This window comes from Pseudaminobacter salicylatoxidans (assembly GCF_003148475.1).
Classification (GTDB): domain Bacteria; phylum Pseudomonadota; class Alphaproteobacteria; order Rhizobiales; family Rhizobiaceae; genus Pseudaminobacter; species Pseudaminobacter salicylatoxidans.
Genome location: NZ_QGGG01000001.1, coordinates 380,011 through 404,200, shown reverse-complemented (window position 1 = coordinate 404,200; position 24,190 = coordinate 380,011). Strand labels below are relative to the sequence as shown.

Sequence of the window (24,190 nt, the reverse complement as noted above, 5' to 3'; positions counted from 1 at the left end):
TCTGCCATGTCCGTATTCCTGACGCCGCACCAAGGGGAGAGAGTATGAAAAGACTGTTTGCATCTACCGCCATTGCTCTGGGGCTGATGGCGCTGGGAGGCACGGCGAATGCAGCCGAGTGCGGCACCGTGACCATTTCCAATATGAACTGGCAGTCGGCTGAAGTTCTGGCCAATCTCGACAGGCTCATTCTCAATGCCGGTTATGGCTGCGAAGCCGAGCTGGTCGTGGGCGACACCGTGCCGACGTTGACCTCCATGACCGAAAAGGGCCAACCTGACATTGCGCCGGAGGGCTGGGTGGACCTGTTGCCCGATGTCGTGCAGCGCGGCATTGCCGACAAGAAGCTGGTTTCCACGGTCGAGGCGCTTTCGGATGGCGCCGTGCAGGGCTGGTGGATTCCGAAATACCTCGCCGACGCACATCCTGACATCAAGACGATCGATGACGCGCTGAAGCATCCCGACCTCTTCCCCGCACCGGAAGATTCGTCGAAGGGCGCGATCTTCAATGGCCCGCAGGGCTGGGGCGGCACGCTCGTCACCACCCAGCTATTCAAGGCCTACGAGGCCGAGAAAGCCGGCTTCGTGCTGGTCGATACCGGCTCGGCCGCCGGCCTCGACGGCTCGATTGCAAAGGCCTATGAACGCAAGGAAGGCTGGATGGGCTACTACTGGGCGCCCACCGCGCTGCTCGGCAAGTACGACATGGTCAAGCTCGAATACGGCGTGCCCTATGACGCCGAAGAGTGGAAGCGCTGCAACACCGTTGCAGATTGCCCCGACCCCAAGCGCAACGAATGGCCCAAGGACAGCGTCCAGACGCTGGTGACAACCGGCTTTGCCGAGCGCGCCGGCCCGGCCATGGATTACCTCAAGGCGCGCAGCTGGTCGAACGACACGGTCAACAAGCTGCTGGCCTGGATGACCGACAACCAGGCGACCGGCGAGGAAGGCGCGAAGTATTTCCTCAAGAACAACGAGGACATCTGGACCAAGTGGGTTTCACCCGAGGTCGCCGAGAAGGTGAAGGCTTCGATCCAGTAATCAGGCTGTGCGAAAGGTCGGCGGCGTGCCGTTGAGGTGCGCCGCCGATGCGTTTCGCTTACGCCCAACAAAAACACACACGATCCGCCTCATGGGAAAGGGGAATCGATGGATTGGCTGACAAGATTTCCGCATATGAACGACGACACGCTGCGCGTGCTCAAGAAAAGCATCGATGAAGGATTCCGCACCTTCACCCGCGCCTATGGCGACAGCATCGAGGCTTTCTTCCAGCCGTTGCAGTATTTTCTCATCCAGTCCGAACGGTTCATGACCAATACGCCCTGGCCGATCATCCTTGTGTTGATCGCGGCGATCGCCTGGATCGCCAGCCGCAACTGGAAGATCGTTCTCAGTTCCGTCGTCACGTTGCTCCTCATCGGCTTCTTCGACATGTGGGACGACACGATGAAGACGATTTCGATGATCTTCGTCTGCACCGTTCTGTCGATCGTCATCGGCATCCCCATCGGCATTGCCATGTCGCGTTCCAACCGTCTGCAAAGCCTCATCAACCCGATCCTCGACGTGATGCAGACGATGCCGAGCTTCGTCTATCTTATTCCGGTGGTCATGCTGCTGGGCATCGGCAAGGTGCCGGGGCTGATCGCGGTGGTCATCTATGCCATTCCGCCGATGATCCGCCTTACCAATCTCGGCATCCGCCAGGTGGATCGGGACGTGCTTGAGGCCGCCGACGCCTTCGGCTCGTCGAGCTGGCAGAAGTTGAAGAACGTGCAGATGCCGCTGGCGCTGCCCACCATCATGGCCGGCATCAACCAGACCATCATGATGGCGCTGGCCATGGTGGTGATCGCCTCCATGATCGGCGTGCAGGGTCTCGGGCAGCCTGTGCTGAAGGCTATCGCCAATCAGTATTTCACGCTCGGCATGTTCAACGGCCTGGCCATCGTCGGCATCGCCATCATCTTCGACCGCGTCAGCCAGGCTTATGGCAAGCGACTGCAAAGGCATCTGGAGGTCATCCATGGCTGAGGCGCAGGCGAACGCCGAAAACGGCATCCGGATCCGCAACCTTTACAAGATCTTCGGCCACAACGCCGCAAGCTATGTGGACATGGTCGAGAAGGGCATGACCAAGGCTGAGCTGAACGAGAAGCACGGTCATGTGCTGGGCTTGAAGGACATCAACATCGACATGCCGAGTGGCGGCATCTTCGTCATCATGGGCCTGTCGGGCTCCGGCAAGTCGACGCTGATCCGCCACATCAACCGGCTGATCGACCCGACCGCCGGAGAGGTCATCGTCGGCGGCGCCGATGTGGTGAAGATGAACCCGCGCGAACTGCGCGAGTTCCGCCGCCGCAAGACGGCGATGGTGTTCCAGAAATTCGCGCTGCTGCCGCATCGCAACGTGCTGGAAAACACCGTCTACGGGCTGGAGGTGCAGGGCGTGTCGCGCGCGCGCCAGGTCGAGGCGGCGATGCGCTGGATCGAGCGTGTGGGCCTGCGCGGGTTCGAAAAAAGCTATCCGAACCAGCTTTCGGGCGGCATGCAGCAGCGCGTCGGCCTTGCCCGCGCGCTCACCAATGACGCGCCGATCCTGCTGATGGACGAAGCGTTTTCGGCACTCGATCCGCTCATCCGCATGGACATGCAGACGGTGCTTCTGGATCTCCAGAAGGAGATAAGGAAGACCATCGTCTTCATCACCCACGATCTCGACGAGGCGCTGCGCCTCGGCGACCGGGTGGCGATATTGCGCGACGGCGAGGTGATCCAGCAGGGCACCGCGCAGGACATCGTGCTGAACCCGGCCGACGGCTACATCGCCAATTTCGTCAAGGAGGTGAACCGCGGGCGCGTGATCCGGCTCGACGCGATCATGGAGCCGGTGGAGCCGGATGCACGGCCCATCGAAATCCGGGCACATGCCGAAACCACGCTCGACGAGGCGGTGACCATGCTGACCAGAGCCGGCCAGAACGAGCTTTCGGTGGTCAATGGCGACGGGCGGGCGATCGGCAGGCTGGACCTGCAGCGCATCATCTCGGCCATGGTGACGCCGGCCACCAGCGAATGACATCGTGCCGGGCAGCGGTTGCTGCCCGGCCTGTTCAATTCAGGCGTTGAAATATACCGCCACGGTTGCCTGCGCGCTGCCCCTCCTCATATTACCTGTTGCGGTGCCACGAGCGACAGCGAGACGAAGGGCACGACCATGCGATTTTTGTTGGCAGTCCCGATTATCGTCGGTCTTACCGGTATTGCCCACGCCGAAATGCGCGTCAGCTTCGAGTGGGGCCCGACGCGGAAATGCTTCGACGCCAATTCGCCACCGTTCCAGATTTCAGGCGTTCCCGAGGGAACGAAGCATCTGGAGTTCCGCATGCGCGACAACGATGCCCCGAAATTCAACCATGGCGGCGGTGACGTAACCTATGAGGGGCAGGACGAACTGCCCTACGGCGCCTTCCGTTACAAGGGGCCGTGCCCACCTTATGGCACGCACACCTATGTATTCACCGTCAAGGCGGTGGACGCGAAGAACCAGGTTCTAGCCACGGCCAGGGCCGAGCGGACGTTTCCGCAATAATCCCGGTCGATAAGGGGCTCCGCCTTCGGAGCCCCATCAACTCCGTTGTGCTCAGGCGTGCGGCTGCCTGGTCTTGCGCAGATAGGGCAGGATACGGTCGAACGCGCCGAAGCGCTTGATGGCGTCCTCGTCGGAAACCGCGCCGGTGATGATGACATCCTCGCCCTGCTTCCAGTCGGCTGGCGTCGCCACCTGATGCTTGGCGGTGAGCTGGATGGAATCGAGCGCGCGCAGGATTTCGTCGAAGTTGCGTCCTGTTGTCATCGGATAGGTCAGCGTCAGCTTCACCCGCTTGTCGGGCCCGATGATGAAGACCGAGCGCACGGTGGCGTTGTCGGCCGGCGTACGGCCTTCGGAACTGTCGCCCGCTTCCGCCGGCAGCATGTCGTAGAGCTTGGCGACCTTCAGGTCCTTGTCGCCGATCAGCGGATAGTCAACCGCATGGCCGGTCGCGGCGCGGATATCTTCCTTCCATTTGACATGGCTTTCGACCGGATCGACGGAAATGCCGATGATCTTGGCATTGCGCCTGGCAAATTCATCCGCGAGGCCGGCCATGGCGCCGAGTTCGGTGGTGCAGACCGGCGTGAAATTCTTCGGATGCGAGAAAAGGACCGCATAACCATCGCCGATCCAGTCATGAAAATGGATCGTGCCCTGGGTGGTTTCGGCGGTGAAATCCGGTGCAATATCGTTGATACGAAGGCCCATTGCATTACTCCCTGTTGGTCATTGAAAATCAGGCACAGATGATAGCGCAATCGGCATCGGCACCGAAGGCCTTATCACGCCCTCGTTTTGCATATTTGGGCAGCTGCGACGAAAAATCATCCTTTCCAACTCGGTGGGCGTGCCATTCATTCCCTTTGCCTGCGCCGCGCGGTATCGTTTCGGCCTGCGTGTTTCATCCATTCGTAAAACCCTGCTGCAAAAGAAGTGTGGAGGCTGACCGATGGGAAAGGCTGCGCAGGCTCATGCGATCGACGGCGGCTGGACGATATAACGCCCGCACGGACGGCTATACTCGCATGGCATCGTGTGAAGGAGATTTGCTGTGAAACTGTTGCGCTATGGCGAAGCCGGTCGCGAACGGCCGGGCCTGATCGACGCGGAGGGGAATATCCGCGACCTCTCGCAGAACATTGCGGACCTGTCGGGCGACACGCTGGACCCTGCCGCACTTGAACGGTTGTCGCATGTCGATCCCTCCACGCTGCCGCAGGTCCATGGCAAGCAGCGCCTCGGCCCCTGCATCGCCGGTACGGGAAAATTCATCTGCATCGGCCTCAATTATTCCGACCACGCCGCCGAAACCGGCGCCACCGTGCCGCCCGAGCCGATCATTTTCATGAAGGCGACCTCGGCCATTGTCGGCCCGGACGACGACCTGCTGATTCCGCGCGGCTCCGGGAAGACCGACTGGGAGGTCGAACTCGGCGTCGTTATTGGGCGCCACGCCAAATATGTCCCGGAAGACGAGGCGCTGGACTATGTCGCCGGCTACTGCACTATCAACGATGTTTCCGAGCGCGCTTTCCAGACCGAGCACTCGGGCCAGTGGACCAAGGGCAAGAGCTGCGACAGCTTCGGCCCCATCGGCCCGTGGCTGGTGACCAAGGACGAGGTCGCCGACCCGCAGAACCTTTCCATGTGGCTGACGGTGAACGGCCAGAGGGTGCAGGACGGCTCGACCAGGACCATGGTCTATGGCGTCAGATATCTGGTGTCCTACCTCAGCCGATTCATGAGCCTGCATCCGGGCGACATCATCTCCACCGGCACGCCTCCGGGCGTCGGCATGGGCATGAAGCCGCCGCGCTATCTGAAGGCCGGCGACGTCGTCGAACTCGGCATCGAAGGTCTCGGCATCCAGCGCCAGAGCGTCAGGCACGATGCATAGGGTACGTTTCCGAAAAGCGAGGACCGCTTTTCGGAAAGATCACCAATGAAGACAGAGTCTGAGGGCGATACGCGTAAGCGCCATCGGACTCTGGTTTCATGCCCTTCCGAAGTTCGAAAGCGGCCTTTCGACAAGCTGAAGCAGCAGTTCGCGCAGGCGCGCCGCGCCTTCCGGAATAGGATGCCGAAGGTCTATGCGGGCGACCTCATCCGCGGCCGCCTTTGCGACATCGGCATCGTGCGGCAGCCACAGCAGCCATGCCATGAGTATGTCCTCCGGCTGTGGTTCTCCGCCTGCCTCGGCCGGCCCCCAATGCATGTTCCCGCGCAGCGCGACGCCGGGCAATCTTTGCGATCCCATGCGTCAGGCCTCTATCTCGAGAGCCGAAAGCGGACGTGAGCAGCAGGCCAGCACAAAACCGTCGGCGATCTCATGATCGAGAATGCCTCCATTGTGGTTCATCTCAACCTCACCGAAGATTTTTTTCACCTTGCAGGTGCCGCACAGGCCGAATTCGCAGGCAGCCGGAATGCGCACGCCGGCCGCGCGCGCGGTCTGCAGGACAGTCTGGCCTGCAACGCATTCGGCATCGACTTCGGAAAGCGAGAAGCGGATAGGCGTTGCTTCGACGGGTCCATCCACTCCCGCCTCGCCCGGCAAGTTGTCGGCGAAGGACACCGGCTCCACCGGTGGCGCACCAAAGCTTTCCTGATGATAGTGCGCCATGTCGAAGCCGGCCGTTTCCAGCAACTGGCGTACGGCGCACATGAAGGGCTCCGGCCCGCAACAGAATATCTCGCGCTCGCGGAAATCGGGCGAAAGCAGTGGCAGGCGCACGGCGTCGATGCGCCCCATATGGCCGAACCAGCTTTCGCGGCTCGACCGTTCCTCGACCAGGAAGCCGAGCGAGAGGCCCGGCATCTGGTTGCCGAGCAGTTCCAGTTCCTTGCGGAAGATGATCTCCTCCGGCCGCCGCGCGCAGTTGACGAAGGCAATGTCGGTCTGCGGCGCAAAATCGTTCAGCCAGCGGGTCATCGACATCATCGGCGTGATGCCCGACCCCGCCGAGATGAACAGATATTTCGCCGCAGGGTGGTTGTGCAGCGAAAAATCGCCGGCCGGACCATAGGCTTTGACATGCATGCCCGGCCGCAGGTGATCGAACATCCAGCGCGTCCCGATGCTGTCGGCCTGCGCCTTGACCGTCACCGCAATGGAAAATGGCCGTGAGGGGCTGGACGAGAGCGTATAGGTGCGCAGTACCGGCTCTGTGCCTGCCGGCAATTCCAGCGTGACGAACTGACCCGGCTGGTAGCGGAACCAGGTCTGGTTGTCAGAGCGGAAGGTGAAGGTCTTCACCTGAGGCGCCTCGTCCGTTACGCCGATGCATTCCAGCACCTGCAGCCTGTCGTTCCAGGGCGCCATCTCATCGAGATGCCGGTAGAGACCGATTGAAGTCATGGCGTTCATGGTCTTCTCCCGCCTCAGGCGACGCTGCGCAGCGCCGGCTGATCACCGGTGGCAAGACGCGGCTCGATGAAGTTGCAATACCATTCGACGAACTGGATCACGCCGCCCTCATGCACCTCGGAATAAGGACCGGGTTCATAGGCCGGCGACTTGATGCCGAAGGCATTCTCCTCGACGATGCGGCGGTCCTGATCGTTGGTCTCGGTCCACACATGGGTAAGTTCGGCGAGATCGTAGTCGACCCCTTCCACCGCATCCTTGTGGACCAGCCATTTGGTGGTGACGGCCGTTTCGGTGGCGCTGATGGGCAGCACGCGGAACGTTACCGCATGGTCGCCCAGAACGTGGTTCCACGTCGTCGGATAATGATAGAGCAGCAGCGAGCCGATGCGCTCAGTGGACACGCTGTCGGAAAGGTTGCGCTTCACCGCCTGCCTGCCCGTCATGGTGTAGCTGACGGCATCGCGCAACAGCGGCGCGCGCGTGGCCCGGTACTGGCCGGCGGGGTCGATGCGGAACTTGCTCGGCAGGCCGGAAGCCTCGCACTTTTCCCAATGCGCCACCATTTCCGGGTCGCTCTCCGCGCCATTGACGCCGGTGATGGTCGGTGCCTCGGGGAAAGTCTTGCAGAGTTCGGGATGGTTGCCCGCGCAGTGGTAGCACTCGCGGTTGTTTTCCCACACCAGCTTCCAGTTGCCCTTTTCAATGATGGTGCTTTCGAAGGCGACCTTGGCCTCCGTCAGCCGGTGTGGCGCAAGGTAAGGTTCGATCATTGCCCGCATCGGCGTGAAGTCGGCCGGCTGGTCGGCCAGGCAGATGAAGATGTAGCCGCCTACGCTCTCGCAAGCCACGGGCTTCAGCCCGAACTGGCTGGCGTCGAAATCGTCGCACACCTGACGTGCGAACAGGAGGCGGCCGTCGAGTTCATAGGTCCACTGGTGATAGGGGCACACCAGCTTGGCAGCCGTGCCCTTGTGAGCGGTGCAGACGCGGCTGCCGCGATGGCGGCAGGAATTGTGGAAGGCGCGTATATCGCCCTTCTGGTCGCGCACGATGACCACCGGGTAATCCCCGATCTGCACGGTCATGTAGCTGCCGATCCTGGGCAGTTCGCAATCGTGGCCGATGAAGAGCCAGTCACGATACCAGATCAGTTCCAGATCCAGCTTGAAATAGTCGGGGTCGATATAGAAGGGCTGTTCGAGGCTGAAGCCCTCACGGCGGCTTCTGATCCGCCTCAGCATGTCGGCGCGTGCATCCATGTCCTGTCCTCGCATCGCACAAGGACTGAACTGGTGGTGATTTCAGAGGTGGATGGTTGCGCAATCGGCCCGCAGGGGCTTTCCGCGCAAGAATCCGCCACTTGACCGCCCACCGCGATCAGTCGGGGTTAAAACGACTTCAGGCTGGTTTCCGGGCTAAGGAGCTGGTTCTGCAGAACCGTCACGGATACCTTCCCGGGCTTTCGCCCAGTGGTCTCCCACCATGACACACTCCACCACCGTTGCGGGGGCAGCGCCGGACTTTCACCGGCTTCCCAATTCTCCAGTGTCGCCTTCACGACACCGGCACCTGAAGTGTCCCGATCTAATCATCGAATGCGGTGCTGCGCCCGCATGAATGCGACATCGCCGAAGCGCAAAGACGACAGGCCACGGATTGCGGATGTAAGGTCGATTTTACGTCAGCGTATGCTGAACTGCACGGGCAGAGACAGGTTCATGCGCGCCCTGGCGATTTCCGGCGGGGGTGCCGGAACGGGTGAAGAGCGCATCACCATGTCGATCGCGGCCCGATCCAAATCGGAATCACCGGATGAACGCTGCACCTTTGCAGACAGGACATCCCCGGACGGACCGATCGAGAAACTGACCTGAACGGTGCCGCGACCACGTGCGGAACGCGGCTTGTGCCTGTTGATCCAGGCCAGAACCTTCGCCTGCCAGCGCGCCGGGCTGACGGATGGGGCGGCAGCCGTGGAAGGCGCCGGCGCGGTAGCCGCTTTCGCCTGGCGCTCCACCTGCTTGTCGGCGATCTTTTCGGCCGGCTTTGCCTTTGCCACCTTCCTGACCGGTTGCGGCTTCTCAGCCGTCCTGGGCTCTGCCGGCTTGGGATTTTCCCTCGGACGCGGCGTAGGCAGCGGCACGGCCACCTCCGGCGTGACGGCTTCCGCCACTTCCGGCTCTGTGATCGCGGGCTCGGCGACTTCAGGCTCGGCCTCGCTGACCTCGTCGACGACGGGCTCCGCCTGCTCTGCCGGCGTTTCCTCGATCGGGTCGACCGTGTCTTGTTCAATCGTGGCGGTCTCGGTTTCCTCGCTGATGGTTTCGATGCCATCGACGGCGTCCGAAATCTCGGGCGAAACCTCTTCCGGTATGACGTCGCTTTCCACTTCGCTCGGCGCGACGAAAGGCAATGGCGCAAGCTCGACCACCATCGCCGCCTCCTGCGGGCCGGTCGGCGCGTCATTCTGCATGTATTGGAAAGCGGCCGCGACCACTGCATGGAGTGTCAGCACGACCAGCGCCGCCGTCGCCCAGCCTGCCACTTCCCGCTTCGAGGGAAGTGCGCTGTGAGCGTCGAAGCCAGGATGCTCGGCGGCCACGCTCATTGCGGTTGTGGTGCCTCCCCGGCAGGCACGGTTTCAATTCCGACCAGTGCGATCTTGAGATAGCCGGACGCGCGCAGCAGGTTCATCACTTCCATCAGTTCGCCATAGCCGACCACCTTGTCGGCGCGCAGGAAGATGCGCGTTTCCTTGTCGCCGCCCGTCTGCTGGTCCAGTACGGCGCCAAAGGTCTGACGCGGCACTGCCTCATTGCCCAGCGCCAGCGACAGGTCTTCCTTCAGCGTAAGATAGACCGGCTTGTCCGGGCGGGGTGCCGCGGCAGCGGTCGAAGCCGGCAGGTCGACATTGATGTCCACGGTGGCCAGCGGCGCCGCCACCATGAAGATGATGAGCAGGACGAGCATGACGTCGATGAACGGCGTCACATTGATCTCGTGGCTTTCTTCCAGCTCGTCGCCGGCGCTGTCGCGGATTCGGGCGGCCATGATCCTGCTCCCTATTCGGCGGCTACGGCTCTGGGGCGCACCGAGCGAAAGTCGAGGTCGCGGCTGACGAGACGCTCCACGCCTGCCGAGGCGTCGGCGAGAAGCTGGCGATAGCCGGTGATCGCACGGGCGAAGACGTTGTAGATGACGACTGCCGGAATGGCCGCGACCAGGCCGAGGGCGGTCGCCAGCAACGCCTCGGCGATGCCGGGCGCGACGACCGCAAGGTTGGTGGTCTGCGCCTCGGAGATTCCGATGAAGGAATTCATGATGCCCCAGACCGTGCCGAACAGACCGACGAAGGGCGCGGTGGAACCGATGGTGGCGAGCACACCGGTGCCGCGCGACATGCGCCGCCCCGCCATGGCCTCGATGCGCGACAGGCGCGAGCCGACACGTTCCTTCAGGCCGTCGCCGCCGGCATGGTCGAGCGCGGCCTGGGTGAGTTCGACCTCCTGCCGGGCGGCATGGACGAGGGCTGCGCCGGTATCGTGCCTGGCCTCCAATGCGCGACCGGCGTCGGCAAGGGTGCGCGCCTTGCTGATGACGTGAAGCGCGCGTCGCGCCCTATGGCGCGCTGCCGCCAGTTCCAGCGACTTGGCAAGCCACACCGTCCAGGTGACGAGTGAAGCGAAGGCCAGGCCGATCATCACGGCCTTCACCACGATGTCAGCGCCCATGAACATGCCCCATGGCGAAAGATTGTGCGGCAGTTCGAGCGCCGATGGGGCTTGCTGTGCCACCGGCCGGTTGTCATTCGGCGTGGACGGCGCGTCGGGGGGCATGATGTCGGTCGGCGTCGCAGTCATGGGCTGTTGCCCGGCAGGGGCGGAAAGCTCCTGCGGCATGGCCGGTGCTTGGGCAGCAGGCGCCTGCGGGGCCGTCTGCTCCTGAGCATGACCAATGCCGGGGGCAGCCAACACCGAGCCCGCCATCAGCATCATGGCCGCAATCCGTTTCTTCAGCATGGTCCGTCCTTTGCCGTGCACGGTCGATTATTTGTGGAGCGTAATAGTCATATTATGGTGCCATGGCAAGCGGACTCCGCACAACCGTTTTGAAATATTTTCTGAACAACTATTAATAATTGTTACGAAACAATACCTTATCTATTCCTTCTGATACGCTCCCCTGCTGTGGCTCCAACCCTCGCGTCACTTCATGCGCGCGTTCCACAGCATCTCCGCCTTGCGATAAGTTGAGGAAAACCCGTCTTCTCCCGTCCTTTCAATGGTCATCAGCGCGAGCGCGGCCGTTGCCAGCACGATGCGCGTGGCACGCTCGTCATGCGCCGTTCCCTGCCAGACCGCGTGCCAGTATTCGAACGAGGTCAAGCCGATCCGCTGTTCCGCGCGCGGCTCTTCCAGTGCCTGAAGGCGCTGGTCCCTCGCCTCGCCTCCAACAAGGCGGTGGATGCTGATGGAGCGATACGGAATCCATTCGGCCACGTCCCGGCTGCTGCCGATGACGGTGAGATCTTTCCAGCCAAGCAGCGCGGCGGCATCGCGATGCAGTTCGCGATAGGCAGGCTGGGTCACACCCAGAAACGAGGCGCGTGCCGCCAGCGGGTTGAGCAGATGCACGGCGCTGTTGGCGGGCGAGCGCGATTCGAATAACGGATAAAGGGAAAGCAGCCCCTGCATCTGCGGTGAGATCGCAGCGAGCGGAAGATAGGCGATGCTCGCCCTGTCCAGCGCCACATGCGCCTCGGCGACCGAAAGGCAGATCGGAATGCCCAGCGCATCGGCGGCATATTCGAGCTTGCCGCTCGCCCCGCTTGCATAACTTCCGTGCAGCACCACGCGATAGCCCGCCCTGGCGACCAGACAGGCAGCCTGAAGAAACCACGGCGTGCGCAGGGAACGCGGCGACAGATAGGCCGGCCAATCGAGGTCGGCCACCCGCGCAGTGGACCCGAAAGACGTGAGCGCGCGGCCGCGTGCCGCCAGCGTCAGGCCCGCTATCTCCGGCGCGGTTTCGCCACGGTAGCTAATCAGCCGCAGCAGCGCGCCTATCTGGGCGGGGTCTGCCCCACCATGCAGAACGGCCGCGAATGCGTCCTCGGCCTCCACTATGGTCAGCGGGCGCGAATTGCCCAGCTTGCGCCCGATGGTGGCGATGTATTTAGCCACGCGCCGGCGAGGATCGTTTTCCTCATGGATCCTGGCGATCTGCTGCGCGAGCGCCTCGGGCGAAGGCTGGTCGTCGAGTGCGAATGCCGGTCGCATGGCCAATGGCGGGGCCTCGATGATCGGCGCGCGGCGCCAGCTCTCTGCGGCGGCGTGATCCTGCGCAACCGGCGTTTCGGTGCCTTCCACAAGGGCATCGGCTTCCGCCGCGAGCGCGCGCAAACGCTTGCGCAGGGCTTCCGCCCTGGGCGTCGGCACCAGGCGGCGGCCCGAGCGGATGAAAAGCTGGTCGGCATAAAGCGCCCGTGCCTGGCTCAGCAGACGACTCATGGCGGCATCGCTCAGGCCCAGCCGGGCGGCTGCCTTGCCCACGCTTCCTTCAACCAGCAGGCAATCCAGCGCGACCAACAGCCGCATTCGGCCGAGCCGCGACGAAGGCGCCGTTTCCGCCCCACCCTCGCCCTTGCGGGATGCCGTCATGTCAGAACGCGAATCCATCAGCAGAACACCAGTTTCTTAGAACGGTTCCAGATTGCGCTTTCCTGAATTTGGAAAGATTCTGAAACATGACCGTTGACCTCATATTATCGTCATAAATAAGAGGACCTCGTTACTCAAGTTTAAAGGCGGGACGCTGACATGAACGGGATTTCTGGTTTGCTGCCAGGTGGGCTGACGGGTTTGCACGGCACTCAAACGGGCCTGAAACGCCTCTTGTCAGCCGGCCTGGTCGGCACCGCGCTTGTCTCGACGCTTGTTGCGATCCCCTCCAGGGCCTTCGCGCAGTCGGCGGAAGAATCGGCCGGGCAGCAGAAGCGGGATGGCGATGCCGCCGAAAGCGGCACCATGACGCTCGGCACCATCGTCGTCACGGCGACCGGCTTCGAGCAGAACGTGACCGATGCGCCGGCGAGCATCACCGTCGTGCCGCGCGAACAACTGGAAAAAGGTTCTTATCGCGACCTGACCGACGCCCTGCGCGACATTCAGGGTGTCGCGGTGACGGGTATCGCCGGCGAGCAGGATATCTTCATCCGCGGCCTGCCCGGCTCCTATACCCTGCTGCTGGTCGATGGTAAGCGGCAGAACACCCGCGACGCGCGCACCAACGGCAACGCCGGGTTCGAGCAGAGCTTCCTGCCGCCGCTTTCGGCCATCGACCGCATCGAGGTGGTGCGTGGCCCGATGTCGTCGCTCTATGGCTCGGACGCAATGGGCGGCGTCATCAACATCATCACCCGCAAGGTGGCCGATCGCTGGACCGGCTCCGTCACTCTCGACGGTACGCTGCAGCAGCATTCCGACTACGGAAATTCGGGACAGGCGGCATTTTACGCAAGCGGCCCCTTCATTCCCGAACTGCTTGGCCTGCAGGTGTGGGGCCGCGGGCTGAAGCGCGGGGAAGATTCCTTCATCGCGGGCACGCCCGAATGGCGAGATACCGACATCACCGCCCGGCTGACGCTGACGCCGAACGAAGACCATGACATCACATTGGAAGCCGGCCATACACGGCTGCGTCGCAACACCACCGTCGGCAATACGATCGACCCCGTGCCGACTCAGAGCAGCAAGCCGGTCGATCGCTATAATTATAACGACCGCGATCACTGGTCGCTGAGCCACACCGGCCGCTGGGGCTGGACGACTTCGGAATTCTCGATCCTGCAGGAATGGGCCAAGCGCACCAATTTCAACTGGGACGATAACGAATCCCGCTTCGTGGAGAACCTGCGGTCGCCGGAAATCCGCAACACCATCATCGACGGCAAGTTCACCACTCCCTTCGAACTGCTCGGCCGGCACACGCTGGTGACCGGTGGCCAGTTCTCCGAAGGAAACCTCACTGACCAGAACCCCGGACGCCGCACCGGCCTGGACGAGCAGTTCAACATCAAGCAGTGGGCGCTGTTTGCCGAGGACGAATGGTGGATCACCCCGGATTTCGCCCTCACCGGCGGCATCCGCATGGACGACCACGAAATCTATGGCTCGCATTTCAGCCCGCGCGGCTATGCCGTCTGGCACGCGACCGATCAGATCACGCTGAAGGGCGGTGTCTCCACCGGCTTCCGCGCGCCGGAAATCCGCACCATCGCGCCCGGTTACGCCTACACCACCGGCGGCGGTAACTGCGCCTCGCAGGGCACCTGCGGCGTCATCATCGGCGACCCGAATCTGCGCCCGGAGACCAGCACGAGCTACGAAGCAAGCGTGCTGTGGGACAGCCTCGCGGGCTTCCGTGCCGGCGCCACCTATTTCTACACCGATTTCAAGGACAAGATCGCCAACGAGCGCGTCTATAATGACGACGGCACCGTCGCCCGCTGGAGCGAAGACCCCTACTATCAGCTCTGGCACAGCTACAATATCGACAACGCCGTGATGCAGGGCGTGGAACTTACCGCCGACTGGGAAGTCACCGACGACATCACCTTGCGCGGCAACTACACCTATACGCATTCGCGCCAGAAGACCGGCGACTTTATCGGCTTCCCGCTTGCCCGCACGCCCGAGCACATGGCCAATCTGCGCGCCGACTGGCGCACGCCCTATGACGGGCTGACCGCCTGGGCGGCAGCCAACTATCATGGCTCGGAGATCAATGCCGGACAGCGCCTTGGAACGGCAGGCAGGCCTATCGCCTATTCGCCCGATGGCAAGACCGTGCTGGCGCGCAAATATGACGCCTACACAACGTTCGACATCGGCGCGTCCTACGATTTCAACGAGAATGTCACGCTGAACGCTGCCGTCTACAATATGTTCGACAAGCGTGCCGAAGTCGATGAACTCAATGCCGTCGTGGAAGGCCGCCGCTTCTGGGTCAGCCTGACCTCCAGGTTCTGAGGCGGGAACGCGGTTTCATGAGCGCGTTGAGGGTCTTCTGCCATTTGCTGGTTCTGGTCGCAGTGGCATTTGCCGCGCCGACCAGCGCCATGGCGGAACAGCCGGGAGCATCGATCGTGTCTTTCTTTGACGTTGAGGCCCCCGGCGGCGTTTCCTACCGCATCTTCACGGCCGTGCCGGAAGGCGAGGCCCCCGAGGACGGATTTCCGGTCGTCTATCTGATCGACGGAAACATGGTCTTTCCCATGGCCGAAAAGACCATGTCGGAAAGCGCCGGAATGCGCGCCGTGCTGGTCGGCATCGGCTATCCTGTCGAAGAGCGCGAACAGATCGTCAGCCTGCGCTATTTCGACCTGACGCCGGACACGCCCGCCGAACTCATTCCGCTTGCGGAAGGTGCGAGCCCGCCCAGGACGGGCGGGCGTGATGCCTTCCTCGCCTTCATCGAGGATGAACTGAAGCCGGAAATCGAGCGCCGCTTCTCCGTAAATCCGGCCCGGCAGACATTGTTCGGCCATTCGCTCGGCGGTCTCTTCACCCTTCACGTTCTCTACAACCGGCCCGATGCCTTCCAGACCTATATCGCCGCCGATCCGTCGATCTGGTGGAACGGCCGCGCGATACTGGAAGAACAGAACCTGTTCCTGCGCGACCGCGCCGATGGCATTTCGGACAAGCGCCTGTTGATCGAGACGTCAGGCAGGAAGCCGCTGCGTCCCGGAACCGATGCCGCCAATGCCCAAAAGCTGAAAAAGCTGCGTTCGGGTCCCAACGGACGTGACGTTTATGAAGTGTTGCAATCTATTCCCGGCCTGACAACCGCGTTCCGGAGTTTCCCCGACGAGAGCCATGGCAGCATGGTGCCCCTGACGGTGACGGATGCATTGCGCTTCTCATTATTTGGGGAAAAGCCCGCCGATCAGGACGTTCGGTCGCAGACAAGCGGGACCCCAAATCCGTAAAAGCACGATAAACATGACCAGAAAAGTCCGGATATAAAACAGGAGTAGGCGACCATGAACCTCGTAGCGAGATCTTTCTCGGCGGCACTTGTTGCCCTGGCCGGATTTGCCGCCATTCCGGCGCATGCCGAAGACATGACGATCAAGCATGCACAAGGCGAAACGGCCGTTCCCGCCAAGCCGGAGAAAGTGATCGTTTTCGATCTCGCCGCACTCGACATGCTCGACCGGCTGGGCATTGCGGCTGCGGGCGTTCCGGCAGGTCCCAAGCCTTCGCATCTGTCGAAATATACGGCCGACGACATCGCCAAGGTCGGCACGCTGTTCGAGCCGGACTACGAGACGGTCAACGCAGCCGAGCCCGACCTGATCATCGTCGGCGGCCGCTCGGCGGCAAAGTATCCCGAACTCGCCAAGATCGCACCGACCGTCGATCTGACGGTCGATTCCAAGGACATTCTGGGATCGGTGGAGAAGAATGCGCAGATCATCGGCACGATCTTCGACAGGCAGGCGGATGCCAAGGCCGAGATCGAAAAGCTCGATGCCGACATCGCCGCGCTGAAGGAAAAGGCGGCCGGCAAGGGCAAGGGCCTCCTCATCCTCACCACCGGAGGCAAGGTCAGCGCCTACGGACCCGGCTCTCGCTTCGGCATCCTTCACGACGTGTTCGGCATCGAGCCGGCGGCTCCAGACCTCAGCATCGGCAACCACGGCCAGCCGATCTCTCACGAGTTCATCCTGCAGACCAATCCGGACTGGCTGTTCGTGATCGACCGCGACGCAGCCATCGGCCGCGAAGGGGCTTCCGCCAAGCAGGTTCTGGACAATGATCTGGTACGCCAGACCAATGCCTGGAAGAACGAGCAGGTGGTCTATCTCGACGGCGCCAACTGGTACCTCGCCAATGGTGGCCTCACCGCTCTCCACCAGACCGTGGACCAGATTTCGCAGGCTCTCGACAAGGCAAAGTAACGGCGTGGCCGGCACTGCCGGTCCCATCAGCCAGAACCGCGGCCGCCCTGCCCCACAGGGCGGCCGCCTCATGCCAAAAAGCAGGTTGTTTCCTTGAAAGGTCTCGTCGCCGCCGCATTGCTGCTTGCCGTCCTGGCGCTTACCAGCGTCTTCGTGGGCGTGGGCGACGTTTCGTTCGGCACGCTCTTCGGACAGGAAGCCAGCGGACAGGCGCAGCAACTCCTGCTGGTGAGCCGCATACCGCGCACGCTGGCGATTGTGCTGGCCGGAATGTCCATGGCGGTCGCGGGCATGATCATGCAGATGCTGACGCGCAATCGTTTCGTGGAACCATCCACCGCCGGAACAGCCGAGTCGGCCAGTCTTGGAATTCTCGCCGTCACGCTGCTGGCTCCGGAATTGCCGGTCTTCGTCAAGATGCTCGTCGCTTCCGTCTTCGCGCTTGCCGGCACCGCATTGTTCCTGCGCATATTGCGCGCCGTGCCATTGCGCTCGATCCTGATCGTGCCGCTCATCGGCATCATGCTTGGCGGCGTGATCAGCGCAATCACGACCTTCATCGCCTATCGTTTCGACCTCCTGCAATCGCTCAACGCCTGGATGACGGGAGACTTCTCCGGCGTGTTGCGTGGTCGCTACGAACTGCTGTGGCTTTCTTTTGCGTTGACGGTCGTCGCCTACACGGCAGCGCACCGTTTCACTGTTGCGGGCATGGGCGAGGACTTCACCACAAATCTCGGCCTCAACTACAAGGCCGTGCTTCGGCTCGGGCTGGTCATCGTGTCGCTGGTCACCGCCGCCGTCGTCGTCACCGTCGGCATGATCCCCTTTCTGGGCCTGATCGTGCCCAACGTCGTGAGCATGGTAATGGGCGACAATATGCGCCGTTCACTGCCATGGGTGGCACTTCTGGGCGCGGCGCTGGTGCTGGCCTGCGACATCGCCGGGCGGCTGATACGCTACCCGTATGAAATCCCTATCGGCACCACCATGGGCGTGGTGGGCAGCGCGCTGTTCCTTTACCTGCTGCTGCGCAAACGGAGGCAGCTTGGCTAGATCGCGTGCAATTCCGGTTCTTGTCCTGCTCGGCCTGCTGGCGGTCGCGTCGATGGTTGCCTTCATGACGGTGGGCGCCAGGGGGCGTTGGGACTTCATCCTGCCGTTTCGCGGCGCGAAACTCGCCGCCATGCTGCTGGTCGCCTACTCGATCGCGGTATCGACCGTCCTGTTCCAGACCATCACCAACAACCGCATCCTGACTCCGTCGATCATGGGCTTCGATGCGCTCTACATGCTCATCCAGACGGTCGTGGTGTTCTTCTTCGGAGCGGCGCAGTTCGCAATCGCCGGCCCTAACATCATGTTTCTGGCCGAAGTAGTTGTTATGGTGACGTTTTCCGGCCTTCTCTACCGCTGGCTGCTATCAGGCGAGATGCGCAGCCTTCACCTCCTTATGCTGGTGGGCATTGTCTTCGGCGTGTTCTTCCGCAGCCTGTCGGGCCTCATGCAGCGCATGATCGATCCGAACGAATTCGTTACGCTGCAGGACCGCTTCTTCGCGAGCTTCAACACCATCCACACCGAGTTGCTGCTTCTGGCATTTGCCGCCGTGCTTGCGGTAACGGCTGTCGGCTGGCGGCTGCTGCACACGTTCGACGTGCTTGCACTGGGACGCGAGAATGCCATCAATCTTGGCGTGGCGCACAAGCGCGCGATAACGATCATCCTCGTGCTGGTCACGATACTGGTGTCGGTTTCCACCGCACTGGTCGGACCGGTGACTTTCTTCGGCCTGCTGGTGGCAAACCTCGCCTATCAGGTCACGGGCACGTCGAAACACACGGTCGTCCTGCCCGCTGCAATCCTGCTTGCCGTCATCTGCCTCGTTGCCGGCCAGATGGTGCTGGAACGCATCTTCGCCTTCAATACCGCGCTCAGCGTCATCATCGAATTCCTGGGCGGCATCACTTTCATCGTCCTGCTGTTGCGGAGGTCCGTGCGTTGATCGAGATAAGCAAGGTGACGAAAGCCTATGGCGAGGCGGTGGTGGTGAACGACGTGTCGCTCAGCCTGCCGGCCCGCGGCATCACGTCGATCATCGGGCCGAACGGCGCGGGCAAGTCCACGCTGCTGTCCATGGTCAGCCGGTTGATGCCCATGGACCGCGGTCGCGTGATGGTCGACGGGCTCGACGTCGCCACCACGCCGGGCGACGTTCTGGCGCGCCGGCTCTCCATTCTGCGGCAGGACAATTCGGTCTCCTCGCGCCTGACCGTGCGCGACCTCGTCACCTTCGGGCGTTATCCCTATTCGAAGGGGCGGCCCACGGTGGAAGACCGGGGCCATGTCGAGCAGGCGATTGCCTATCTCGGCCTTGAAAAACTCGCCGACCGCTTCCTCGACGAATTGTCGGGCGGCCAGCGCCAGCGCGCCTTCGTGGCCATGGTGCTGTGCCAGGACACCGACTATGTGCTGCTGGACGAGCCGCTCAACAATCTCGACATGAAGCACGCCGTCACCATGATGAAGCTGTTGCGCCGCGCGGTGGACGAACTCGGCAAGACCGTGGTGCTGGTGCTGCACGACATCAACTTCGCGTCCTGTTACTCCGACCACATCGTGGCCATGAAGGACGGCAAGGTCGTGCATCAGGGCGCACCGGACGTGCTCGTTCGCCCCGACGTGCTGAAGGACATCTACGATCTCGACATCGCCGTGGAAGAAGTCGGCGGTCGCCGGATCGGCATCTATTATTTCTGAAGCGCCCTGACGCCAAACGCGGCAATGGCCCTGCGCTTCTCAGCGCTGCCTGGCTGTCGAAAAACATTCATTCTGTTGTAGCCATGCGACGACGCAATCGAGGATGTCACCTTCGATTGCGCCCTTGCAAATGCATCGCCTCGCAACCGGGCTCACGCTTGCCTGTCCAAAACCGAAAATTATATCTGTAAATTCTAATTTCCATGTGTATTTTAAGGAGGCGCCCTCCCGAGCAACCGTGAATTTCTGAACCCGCATGCCCGCAGCAAACCGCAGACCCATCGTCGGAACCGGATGGAAGATGAACAATCTGGCTGCCGACGCCGCGCGCTATGCGAGCGCGATGCAGGCCGCGCTTTCAGATGTGGACCTGTCGGTCCTCGACATTTTCGTATTGCCGCCTTTCACCGCGCTACCAGCCGCGGCCGCAGCCTTTGGCGACATGCCGGTCGCGATCGGCGGGCAGAATATGCATTGGGCCGAAAGCGGAGCGTGGACCGGCGAGATCTCGGCAGCCATGCTCAAGGATGCCGGCTGTACCTATGTCGAACTCGCTCACGCAGAGCGGCTGAAGCATTTCGGCGAGACTTACGAATGCGTGCGGCTGAAAGTCATGGCCGCCCTCAGGGCCGGCCTTTCCCCGATCATCTGCCTGGGTGAAAGCAGCGAGGACAAGGACCTCGACCGTGCCGACGAGGCACTCAGCCTGCAACTCGTCACGGTGCTTTCCGGGCTTGCGCCGACGCACCTCCAGCACATCGTGCTGGCCTATGAGCCACGCTGGGCGATAGGCGTGACCGAGGCCGCCTCCCCTTCCTATGTCGCCGCGCGCCATCGCCACCTGCGCGCCGTGCTTGCCGAAAGGTTCGGTCGCGACGCCGCCGAGACCGTGCGCATCATCTATGGCGGGTCGGTCAACCGGGACAACGCCATGGTGCTGGCCGCGCTCCCCGAGGTCGACGGCCTGTTCGTCGGCCGTCAGGCATGGACCGGCGAAGGCTTCGCCGAAATCGTCCGCATCGTTGCAGCCCATTCCCCCAAAGGAGACAAAGCATGAAGATAGTCGTTGCCGGCGACAGCGCCGGCGAGCCGCTGGTCAGGGTCATCCTCGATCATCTCGCCAAGGTGGAAGGAATTGAAACCAGCGACCTCAGCAAGCCCGAGGATGGCGCGGCCGAATATTATGCCGGCATTGCCGAGCGCGCCTCGCTTGCCATTCTTGAAGGGCGTTTCGACCGTGGCATCCTGATCTGCGGCACCGGCATCGGCGTGTGCATTTCGGCCAACAAGGTGCCCGGCATCCGCGCCGCGCTGACCCACGATACCTACTCGGCCGAGCGCGCCCAGCTCAGCAACAATGCCCAGATCATCACCATGGGCGCGCGCGTGGTTGGACCCGAGCTTGCCAAGTCCATCGTCGATGCATGGCTGCATTCGCAGTTCGACGTCAACGGCCGTTCGGCTTCCAATGTCGCGGCCATCGATGAGCTGGATCGCAAATACAGCAAGCAGTCCGCCTGAATTCCTGCAAACCGGCCGAGGAGGATCGTCGCCATGACCACGCTCTATGAACGCGCACTCGATGATTTGCGCGCCGTGTTCAGCCGCCTGGATGAAGCCCGGGTCGACAGTGCCGTCGAGGTGATCGCCCGGGCCGGACGCATCGCACTCTACGGCGTGGGGCGCGAGGGGCTGCAGATCAAGGGGCTGGCCATGCGGCTCTACCATCTCGGCCTGAATGCATCGGTGGTGGGCGACATGTCCACCCCGCCGCTCGGTAAAGGCGATCTGCTGGTCGTTTCGGCCGGTCCCGGACAGTTTTCCACAGTTGCGGCCCTGATGGATGTGGCGCGCGGATCGGGCGCCACGACGCTGTGCGTGACCGCGCAGCCGGATGGCGAATGCCCGCGCGCGGCCGACCATGTGTTGACCATCCCCGCACAGACGATGGCCGACGATCAGGGTCCCGCAACTTCGGTGCTGCCGATGGGCTCGCTCTACGAGGGCGCGCAATATGTGCTGTTCGAGGTGATGATCCTGAAGCTGCGCGAGCGGCTGGGTGTTTCTTCCGAGGCGATGCGCGCCAACCATACCAATCTCGAATAGGAGGCAGGACACGGGTCCCCCGATTGTGGAGGACATGCCTCCGCATTAAGTTCGCCTCAACAAGAGCGAATCTGGGGGAAACGTGTCGGACGAATTCTTGGGAGATATCGAGGCCGAGCATTTGCGCGCACGCGTGGCGTGGCTCTATTTCGTTGGCGGCATGACCCAGCAGGAGATCGCCAACCAGCTCGATATTACGCGTCTGCGGGTCAACAGGATGATAGGTCAGGCACGCGCCGAAGGTGCGGTCATGATCGACATCCGCCTGCCGCTCATCGACTGCATCGAACTCGAGGAAAAGCTGAAGGAACGATACGGGCTGCAGGACGCGACCGTCGTGCCTTCCATTCCAGACTATGTGCAACAGCAGCAGACCATCGGCGAGGCCGCGGGCGCCATGCTGGATGCGCTGTTGCCCGAGCGCACCGGCGTCGGTGTCGGCTGGGGGCGCACCCTCAGCTTCAGCGTGCGCAGGCTGGGCGCGCGCCGCCCGAAGGAGCCTTGGGTGGTCGGGCTGATGGGCGGCGTGACGCGCGGTTCGGGCACCAACACATTCGAGGTTTCCACCGCCCTGGCGCAGGCGCTGGCGGCCGAGTGCCACTATCTGACCGCGCCGATCTATTGCCCCAGCCCGGAAAGCCGGGAAACCTTGCTGATGCATGATGAGCTCGCCGCCGTGGTGCGCCGGGCCGAGGAAGCCGAGATCGGGCTGATCTCCTGCGGCGATCTCTCGGAGCGCTCGCCCGTCGTGCCGATCAAGGCCGTTGGTGAAAGCCTGGACGAGCTGAAGGCGCTGGGTGCGATCGGCGAAGTCCTTGGCTGCTTCATGGACGAGAATGGCGAGATCATTCCCCATCCGCTGAACTATTGCATCATGGCCTTGCCGCCGGACAAGCTGCGCGACAAACCGGTGTCGATCCTTGCCTCCGGCGGTATGAACAAGCTGCCGATCCTGCGCGCCATATTGCGTGGCCGCTATGTGAACCGCCTCGTGACCGACGAAGCGGTCGCGCGCGAACTCGTTGCCGGCTGACCAGGTCAGGTTTCAAGCTGCACATCTTTCGACCTGTGGCCGCACCCGTCTTCACAAGCGGGTGCGGCCACACCCGTTCTGTTGTCCAAAGCGTGATCGAAAGCTGCACAAAACCGTGATTCCGCACCAATGATGATCTTGTAATTCTCAATTTACATCTGTTATGGTGCCTTCGTTGACGTCGGTTCCGGGAGCCGCGGCGGAAGCCGGTCCTGATTTCCCCATGCAATTCCAACGTCTGCGATCGAGAGGCGGGCCGCGCGGCGACCCCACAGTCTGGAGGAAATTATGAAGAAACTTCTGTTGTCGTTGCTGGCGGCTGCGTTCATCGCCCCCGGCGTTGCGCTGGCCCAGGATCAGGCCGGCCTTGAAAAGAAGGATAGCTATCGCTTCGTCATCATCCCGAAGGTCGTCCATCCCTGGTTCGACAAGGTCAATGACGGCGCCAAGCAGGCGGCCGCGGTGATCAAGGCGCAGACGGGCGCGGATGTTCAGATCGACTACAGCGCCCCTCAGCAGGCGGATGTGGTGCAGCAGAACCAGATTCTGGAAAGCTCGATCGCCACGCGTCCGGATGGCATTGCCATCGACCTTCTGGACGAGAAGGGCAACCGCGCCTCGCTGGAAGAAGCTGTCGGCCAGGAAATCCCCGTCACCATCTTCGACTCGGTTCCGCCCGAAGGCATGGAACTGACCAGCATCGGCAACGACTTTTGCGAGCAGGCACAGATCGCCTCGCGCCGTCTTGTCGAACTGCTGAAGGAAGAGGGCGAAGTCGCCATCATGATGGGCGTGCCGAGCGCGCCGAACCACGCGATCCGCGCCGAGTGCCACCAGAAGGTGTTCGACGAGTATCCGAACATCAAGGTCGTGGCCACCGGCATCGACAATGACGACATCGAGACGGCCCAGAAGCAGGCTGCCGCGATCATGCAGGCCAACCCGAACCTCAAGGGCTGGGTCGCTTCCGACGCTGCCGGTCCGATCGGTATCGGCCAGGCTATCCAGGAAGCCGGCAAGAAGGGCGAGGTCATCCTCGTCGGTCTCGACAACCTGCCCGAAATGCTGCAGCTCATCCGCGACGGCGTTGCCGACTCCAGCTCCTCCACCAAGCCGGAGATGCAGGGTTACTGGGCTGTCATGACCATGTGGCAGAAAGCCCTCGGCATCGAGACGCCGAAATACATCGACACCGGCATTGCCATCCTCAACAAGGACAATGTCGGCGAATAAGCCCGTCCAGCCGCATGCTGGCGCGTGCGGCTGCTCCTCCCAAGGGCACGCACGCGTGGCGCCGGATTTTCGGCGCCACGCGTAAAACTCAGGATCGGCCGACCCGACAGAGCGG

General features: G+C 62.4%; 24 protein-coding genes and 1 riboswitch. Of the genes, 16 read left to right on the top strand and 8 right to left on the bottom strand.

What is annotated here, in order from left to right:
* Nucleotides 1-44 precede the first annotated feature (44 nt).
* The 4 genes from C7441_RS01775 (at nucleotide 45) to C7441_RS01760 (ending at nucleotide 3,603) form a co-directional block, all read left to right on the top strand.
* Nucleotides 45-1,046, top strand: coding sequence for an ABC transporter substrate-binding protein (locus tag C7441_RS01775; RefSeq protein ID WP_109611442.1), 1,002 nt, complete (start codon nucleotides 45-47; stop codon nucleotides 1,044-1,046).
* A gap of 108 nt (nucleotides 1,047-1,154) precedes the next feature.
* A complete protein-coding gene (locus C7441_RS01770) occupies nucleotides 1,155-2,042 on the top strand; it encodes an ABC transporter permease (RefSeq protein WP_109611441.1) in 888 nt (295 codons plus the stop codon).
* Nucleotides 2,035-3,090, top strand: a complete 1,056-nt coding sequence (locus C7441_RS01765) for a quaternary amine ABC transporter ATP-binding protein (RefSeq protein ID WP_019172511.1) — start codon at nucleotides 2,035-2,037, stop codon at nucleotides 3,088-3,090. Before C7441_RS01770 ends, C7441_RS01765 begins: the two co-directional genes overlap by 8 nt.
* A 138-nt stretch (nucleotides 3,091-3,228) precedes the next feature.
* Nucleotides 3,229-3,603 (top strand): phospholipid-binding protein, encoded by a 375-nt coding sequence (locus C7441_RS01760; RefSeq protein ID WP_109611440.1) that lies wholly within the window; start codon nucleotides 3,229-3,231, stop codon nucleotides 3,601-3,603.
* A gap of 51 nt (nucleotides 3,604-3,654) precedes the next feature.
* Here the strand turns inward: C7441_RS01760 and C7441_RS01755 are convergent, their stop codons facing one another.
* Nucleotides 3,655-4,314: a peroxiredoxin gene (locus tag C7441_RS01755; RefSeq protein WP_109611439.1), complete on the bottom strand. Its 660-nt coding sequence runs from the start codon at nucleotides 4,312-4,314 to the stop codon at nucleotides 3,655-3,657.
* A 343-nt stretch (nucleotides 4,315-4,657) separates the two neighbouring features.
* Between C7441_RS01755 and C7441_RS01750 the strand changes: the two genes are divergently transcribed.
* On the top strand, nucleotides 4,658-5,503 hold the full coding sequence (locus C7441_RS01750) for a fumarylacetoacetate hydrolase family protein (protein WP_109611438.1): 846 nt from the start codon (nucleotides 4,658-4,660) through the stop codon (nucleotides 5,501-5,503).
* 96 nt (nucleotides 5,504-5,599) lie between these two features.
* Here C7441_RS01750 and C7441_RS01745 read toward each other — a convergent pair whose 3' ends face one another.
* The 7 genes from C7441_RS01745 to C7441_RS01715 all read right to left on the bottom strand — a co-directional run bounded on the left by C7441_RS01745 (nucleotide 5,600) and on the right by C7441_RS01715 (nucleotide 12,654).
* A complete protein-coding gene (locus tag C7441_RS01745) occupies nucleotides 5,600-5,863 on the bottom strand; it encodes a hypothetical protein (RefSeq protein ID WP_109611437.1) in 264 nt (87 codons plus the stop codon).
* Nucleotides 5,864-5,866: 3 nt separating this feature from the next.
* Complete coding sequence (locus C7441_RS01740; RefSeq protein WP_109611436.1) at nucleotides 5,867-6,964, bottom strand: FAD-binding oxidoreductase; 1,098 nt, start codon at nucleotides 6,962-6,964, stop codon at nucleotides 5,867-5,869.
* Nucleotides 6,965-6,987: 23 nt separating this feature from the next.
* Entirely contained in the window at nucleotides 6,988-8,235 is a 1,248-nt protein-coding gene (locus C7441_RS01735) for an aromatic ring-hydroxylating oxygenase subunit alpha (RefSeq protein WP_109611435.1), read from the bottom strand.
* A 125-nt stretch (nucleotides 8,236-8,360) separates the two neighbouring features.
* Nucleotides 8,361-8,564: riboswitch (cobalamin riboswitch) on the bottom strand.
* A 93-nt stretch (nucleotides 8,565-8,657) separates the two neighbouring features.
* The gene (locus C7441_RS01730; RefSeq protein WP_109611434.1) at nucleotides 8,658-9,584 is read right to left on the bottom strand and encodes an energy transducer TonB family protein; all 927 of its coding nucleotides are present in this window, start codon (nucleotides 9,582-9,584) and stop codon (nucleotides 8,658-8,660) included.
* Nucleotides 9,581-10,027 carry a TonB system transport protein ExbD gene (exbD, locus tag C7441_RS01725; protein WP_109611433.1) on the bottom strand — a complete coding sequence of 149 codons (447 nt, stop codon included), beginning with the start codon at nucleotides 10,025-10,027 and terminating at the stop codon, nucleotides 9,581-9,583. Before exbD ends, C7441_RS01730 begins: the two co-directional genes overlap by 4 nt.
* Before the next feature lie 11 nt (nucleotides 10,028-10,038).
* A complete protein-coding gene (gene exbB / locus C7441_RS01720; protein WP_109611432.1) occupies nucleotides 10,039-10,995 on the bottom strand; it encodes a tonB-system energizer ExbB in 957 nt (318 codons plus the stop codon).
* Between the two features lie 186 nt (nucleotides 10,996-11,181).
* Entirely contained in the window at nucleotides 11,182-12,654 is a 1,473-nt protein-coding gene (locus C7441_RS01715) for a glycosyl transferase family protein (protein WP_109611431.1), read from the bottom strand.
* Between the two features lie 141 nt (nucleotides 12,655-12,795).
* On the opposite strand from C7441_RS01715, the gene C7441_RS01710 reads away from it, so the two are divergent.
* The 11 genes from C7441_RS01710 (at nucleotide 12,796) to C7441_RS01660 (ending at nucleotide 24,075) form a co-directional block, all read left to right on the top strand.
* A complete protein-coding gene (locus C7441_RS01710; protein ID WP_244916030.1) occupies nucleotides 12,796-15,006 on the top strand; it encodes a TonB-dependent receptor domain-containing protein in 2,211 nt (736 codons plus the stop codon).
* Between the two features lie 17 nt (nucleotides 15,007-15,023).
* The gene (locus C7441_RS01705) at nucleotides 15,024-15,968 is read left to right on the top strand and encodes an alpha/beta hydrolase (RefSeq protein WP_109611430.1); all 945 of its coding nucleotides are present in this window, start codon (nucleotides 15,024-15,026) and stop codon (nucleotides 15,966-15,968) included.
* A 54-nt stretch (nucleotides 15,969-16,022) separates the two neighbouring features.
* A complete protein-coding gene (locus tag C7441_RS01700) occupies nucleotides 16,023-16,943 on the top strand; it encodes a siderophore ABC transporter substrate-binding protein (protein ID WP_109611429.1) in 921 nt (306 codons plus the stop codon).
* Nucleotides 16,944-17,036: 93 nt separating this feature from the next.
* Nucleotides 17,037-17,999 carry an ABC transporter permease gene (locus C7441_RS01695; RefSeq protein ID WP_109611428.1) on the top strand — a complete coding sequence of 321 codons (963 nt, stop codon included), beginning with the start codon at nucleotides 17,037-17,039 and terminating at the stop codon, nucleotides 17,997-17,999.
* Complete coding sequence (locus C7441_RS01690; RefSeq protein WP_109611427.1) at nucleotides 17,992-18,948, top strand: iron chelate uptake ABC transporter family permease subunit; 957 nt, start codon at nucleotides 17,992-17,994, stop codon at nucleotides 18,946-18,948. The genes C7441_RS01695 and C7441_RS01690 overlap by 8 nt, the downstream gene beginning before the upstream one ends.
* Nucleotides 18,945-19,703: an iron ABC transporter ATP-binding protein gene (locus C7441_RS01685; RefSeq protein ID WP_109611426.1), complete on the top strand. Its 759-nt coding sequence runs from the start codon at nucleotides 18,945-18,947 to the stop codon at nucleotides 19,701-19,703. Before C7441_RS01690 ends, C7441_RS01685 begins: the two co-directional genes overlap by 4 nt.
* 256 nt (nucleotides 19,704-19,959) lie before the next feature.
* Nucleotides 19,960-20,760, top strand: a complete 801-nt coding sequence (locus C7441_RS01680; RefSeq protein WP_109611425.1) for a triose-phosphate isomerase family protein — start codon at nucleotides 19,960-19,962, stop codon at nucleotides 20,758-20,760.
* Nucleotides 20,757-21,224: a D-erythrulose-4-phosphate isomerase gene (gene derI, locus C7441_RS01675; protein ID WP_109611424.1), complete on the top strand. Its 468-nt coding sequence runs from the start codon at nucleotides 20,757-20,759 to the stop codon at nucleotides 21,222-21,224. Before C7441_RS01680 ends, derI begins: the two co-directional genes overlap by 4 nt.
* A 33-nt stretch (nucleotides 21,225-21,257) precedes the next feature.
* Complete coding sequence (locus C7441_RS01670; RefSeq protein ID WP_109611423.1) at nucleotides 21,258-21,809, top strand: SIS domain-containing protein; 552 nt, start codon at nucleotides 21,258-21,260, stop codon at nucleotides 21,807-21,809.
* Nucleotides 21,810-21,891: 82 nt separating this feature from the next.
* Entirely contained in the window at nucleotides 21,892-22,842 is a 951-nt protein-coding gene (locus C7441_RS01665) for a sugar-binding transcriptional regulator (RefSeq protein WP_109611422.1), read from the top strand.
* Between the two features lie 288 nt (nucleotides 22,843-23,130).
* Nucleotides 23,131-24,075, top strand: a complete 945-nt coding sequence (locus tag C7441_RS01660; protein WP_019172491.1) for a substrate-binding domain-containing protein — start codon at nucleotides 23,131-23,133, stop codon at nucleotides 24,073-24,075.
* Nucleotides 24,076-24,190 lie beyond the last annotated feature (115 nt).

What these genes read in the sequence shown, in the direction of transcription:
- C7441_RS01680 (WP_109611425.1), top strand. Translation starts at nt 19,960, where the DNA reads ATGCCCGCAGCAAACCGCAGACCCATCGTCGGAACCGGATGGAAGATG.
- exbD (WP_109611433.1), bottom strand. Translation starts at nt 10,027, where the DNA reads ATGGCCGCCCGAATCCGCGACAGCGCCGGCGACGAGCTGGAAGAAAGC.
- C7441_RS01710 (WP_244916030.1), top strand. Translation starts at nt 12,796, where the DNA reads ATGAACGGGATTTCTGGTTTGCTGCCAGGTGGGCTGACGGGTTTGCAC.
- C7441_RS01770 (WP_109611441.1), top strand. Translation starts at nt 1,155, where the DNA reads ATGGATTGGCTGACAAGATTTCCGCATATGAACGACGACACGCTGCGC.
- derI (WP_109611424.1), top strand. Translation starts at nt 20,757, where the DNA reads ATGAAGATAGTCGTTGCCGGCGACAGCGCCGGCGAGCCGCTGGTCAGG.
- exbB (WP_109611432.1), bottom strand. Translation starts at nt 10,995, where the DNA reads ATGCTGAAGAAACGGATTGCGGCCATGATGCTGATGGCGGGCTCGGTG.
- C7441_RS01775 (WP_109611442.1), top strand. Translation starts at nt 45, where the DNA reads ATGAAAAGACTGTTTGCATCTACCGCCATTGCTCTGGGGCTGATGGCG.
- C7441_RS01660 (WP_019172491.1), top strand. Translation starts at nt 23,131, where the DNA reads ATGAAGAAACTTCTGTTGTCGTTGCTGGCGGCTGCGTTCATCGCCCCC.
- C7441_RS01735 (WP_109611435.1), bottom strand. Translation starts at nt 8,235, where the DNA reads ATGGATGCACGCGCCGACATGCTGAGGCGGATCAGAAGCCGCCGTGAG.
- C7441_RS01700 (WP_109611429.1), top strand. Translation starts at nt 16,023, where the DNA reads ATGAACCTCGTAGCGAGATCTTTCTCGGCGGCACTTGTTGCCCTGGCC.
- C7441_RS01760 (WP_109611440.1), top strand. Translation starts at nt 3,229, where the DNA reads ATGCGATTTTTGTTGGCAGTCCCGATTATCGTCGGTCTTACCGGTATT.
- C7441_RS01730 (WP_109611434.1), bottom strand. Translation starts at nt 9,584, where the DNA reads ATGAGCGTGGCCGCCGAGCATCCTGGCTTCGACGCTCACAGCGCACTT.
- C7441_RS01705 (WP_109611430.1), top strand. Translation starts at nt 15,024, where the DNA reads ATGAGCGCGTTGAGGGTCTTCTGCCATTTGCTGGTTCTGGTCGCAGTG.
- C7441_RS01765 (WP_019172511.1), top strand. Translation starts at nt 2,035, where the DNA reads ATGGCTGAGGCGCAGGCGAACGCCGAAAACGGCATCCGGATCCGCAAC.
- C7441_RS01740 (WP_109611436.1), bottom strand. Translation starts at nt 6,964, where the DNA reads ATGACTTCAATCGGTCTCTACCGGCATCTCGATGAGATGGCGCCCTGG.
- C7441_RS01670 (WP_109611423.1), top strand. Translation starts at nt 21,258, where the DNA reads ATGACCACGCTCTATGAACGCGCACTCGATGATTTGCGCGCCGTGTTC.
- C7441_RS01715 (WP_109611431.1), bottom strand. Translation starts at nt 12,654, where the DNA reads ATGGATTCGCGTTCTGACATGACGGCATCCCGCAAGGGCGAGGGTGGG.
- C7441_RS01755 (WP_109611439.1), bottom strand. Translation starts at nt 4,314, where the DNA reads ATGGGCCTTCGTATCAACGATATTGCACCGGATTTCACCGCCGAAACC.
- C7441_RS01745 (WP_109611437.1), bottom strand. Translation starts at nt 5,863, where the DNA reads ATGGGATCGCAAAGATTGCCCGGCGTCGCGCTGCGCGGGAACATGCAT.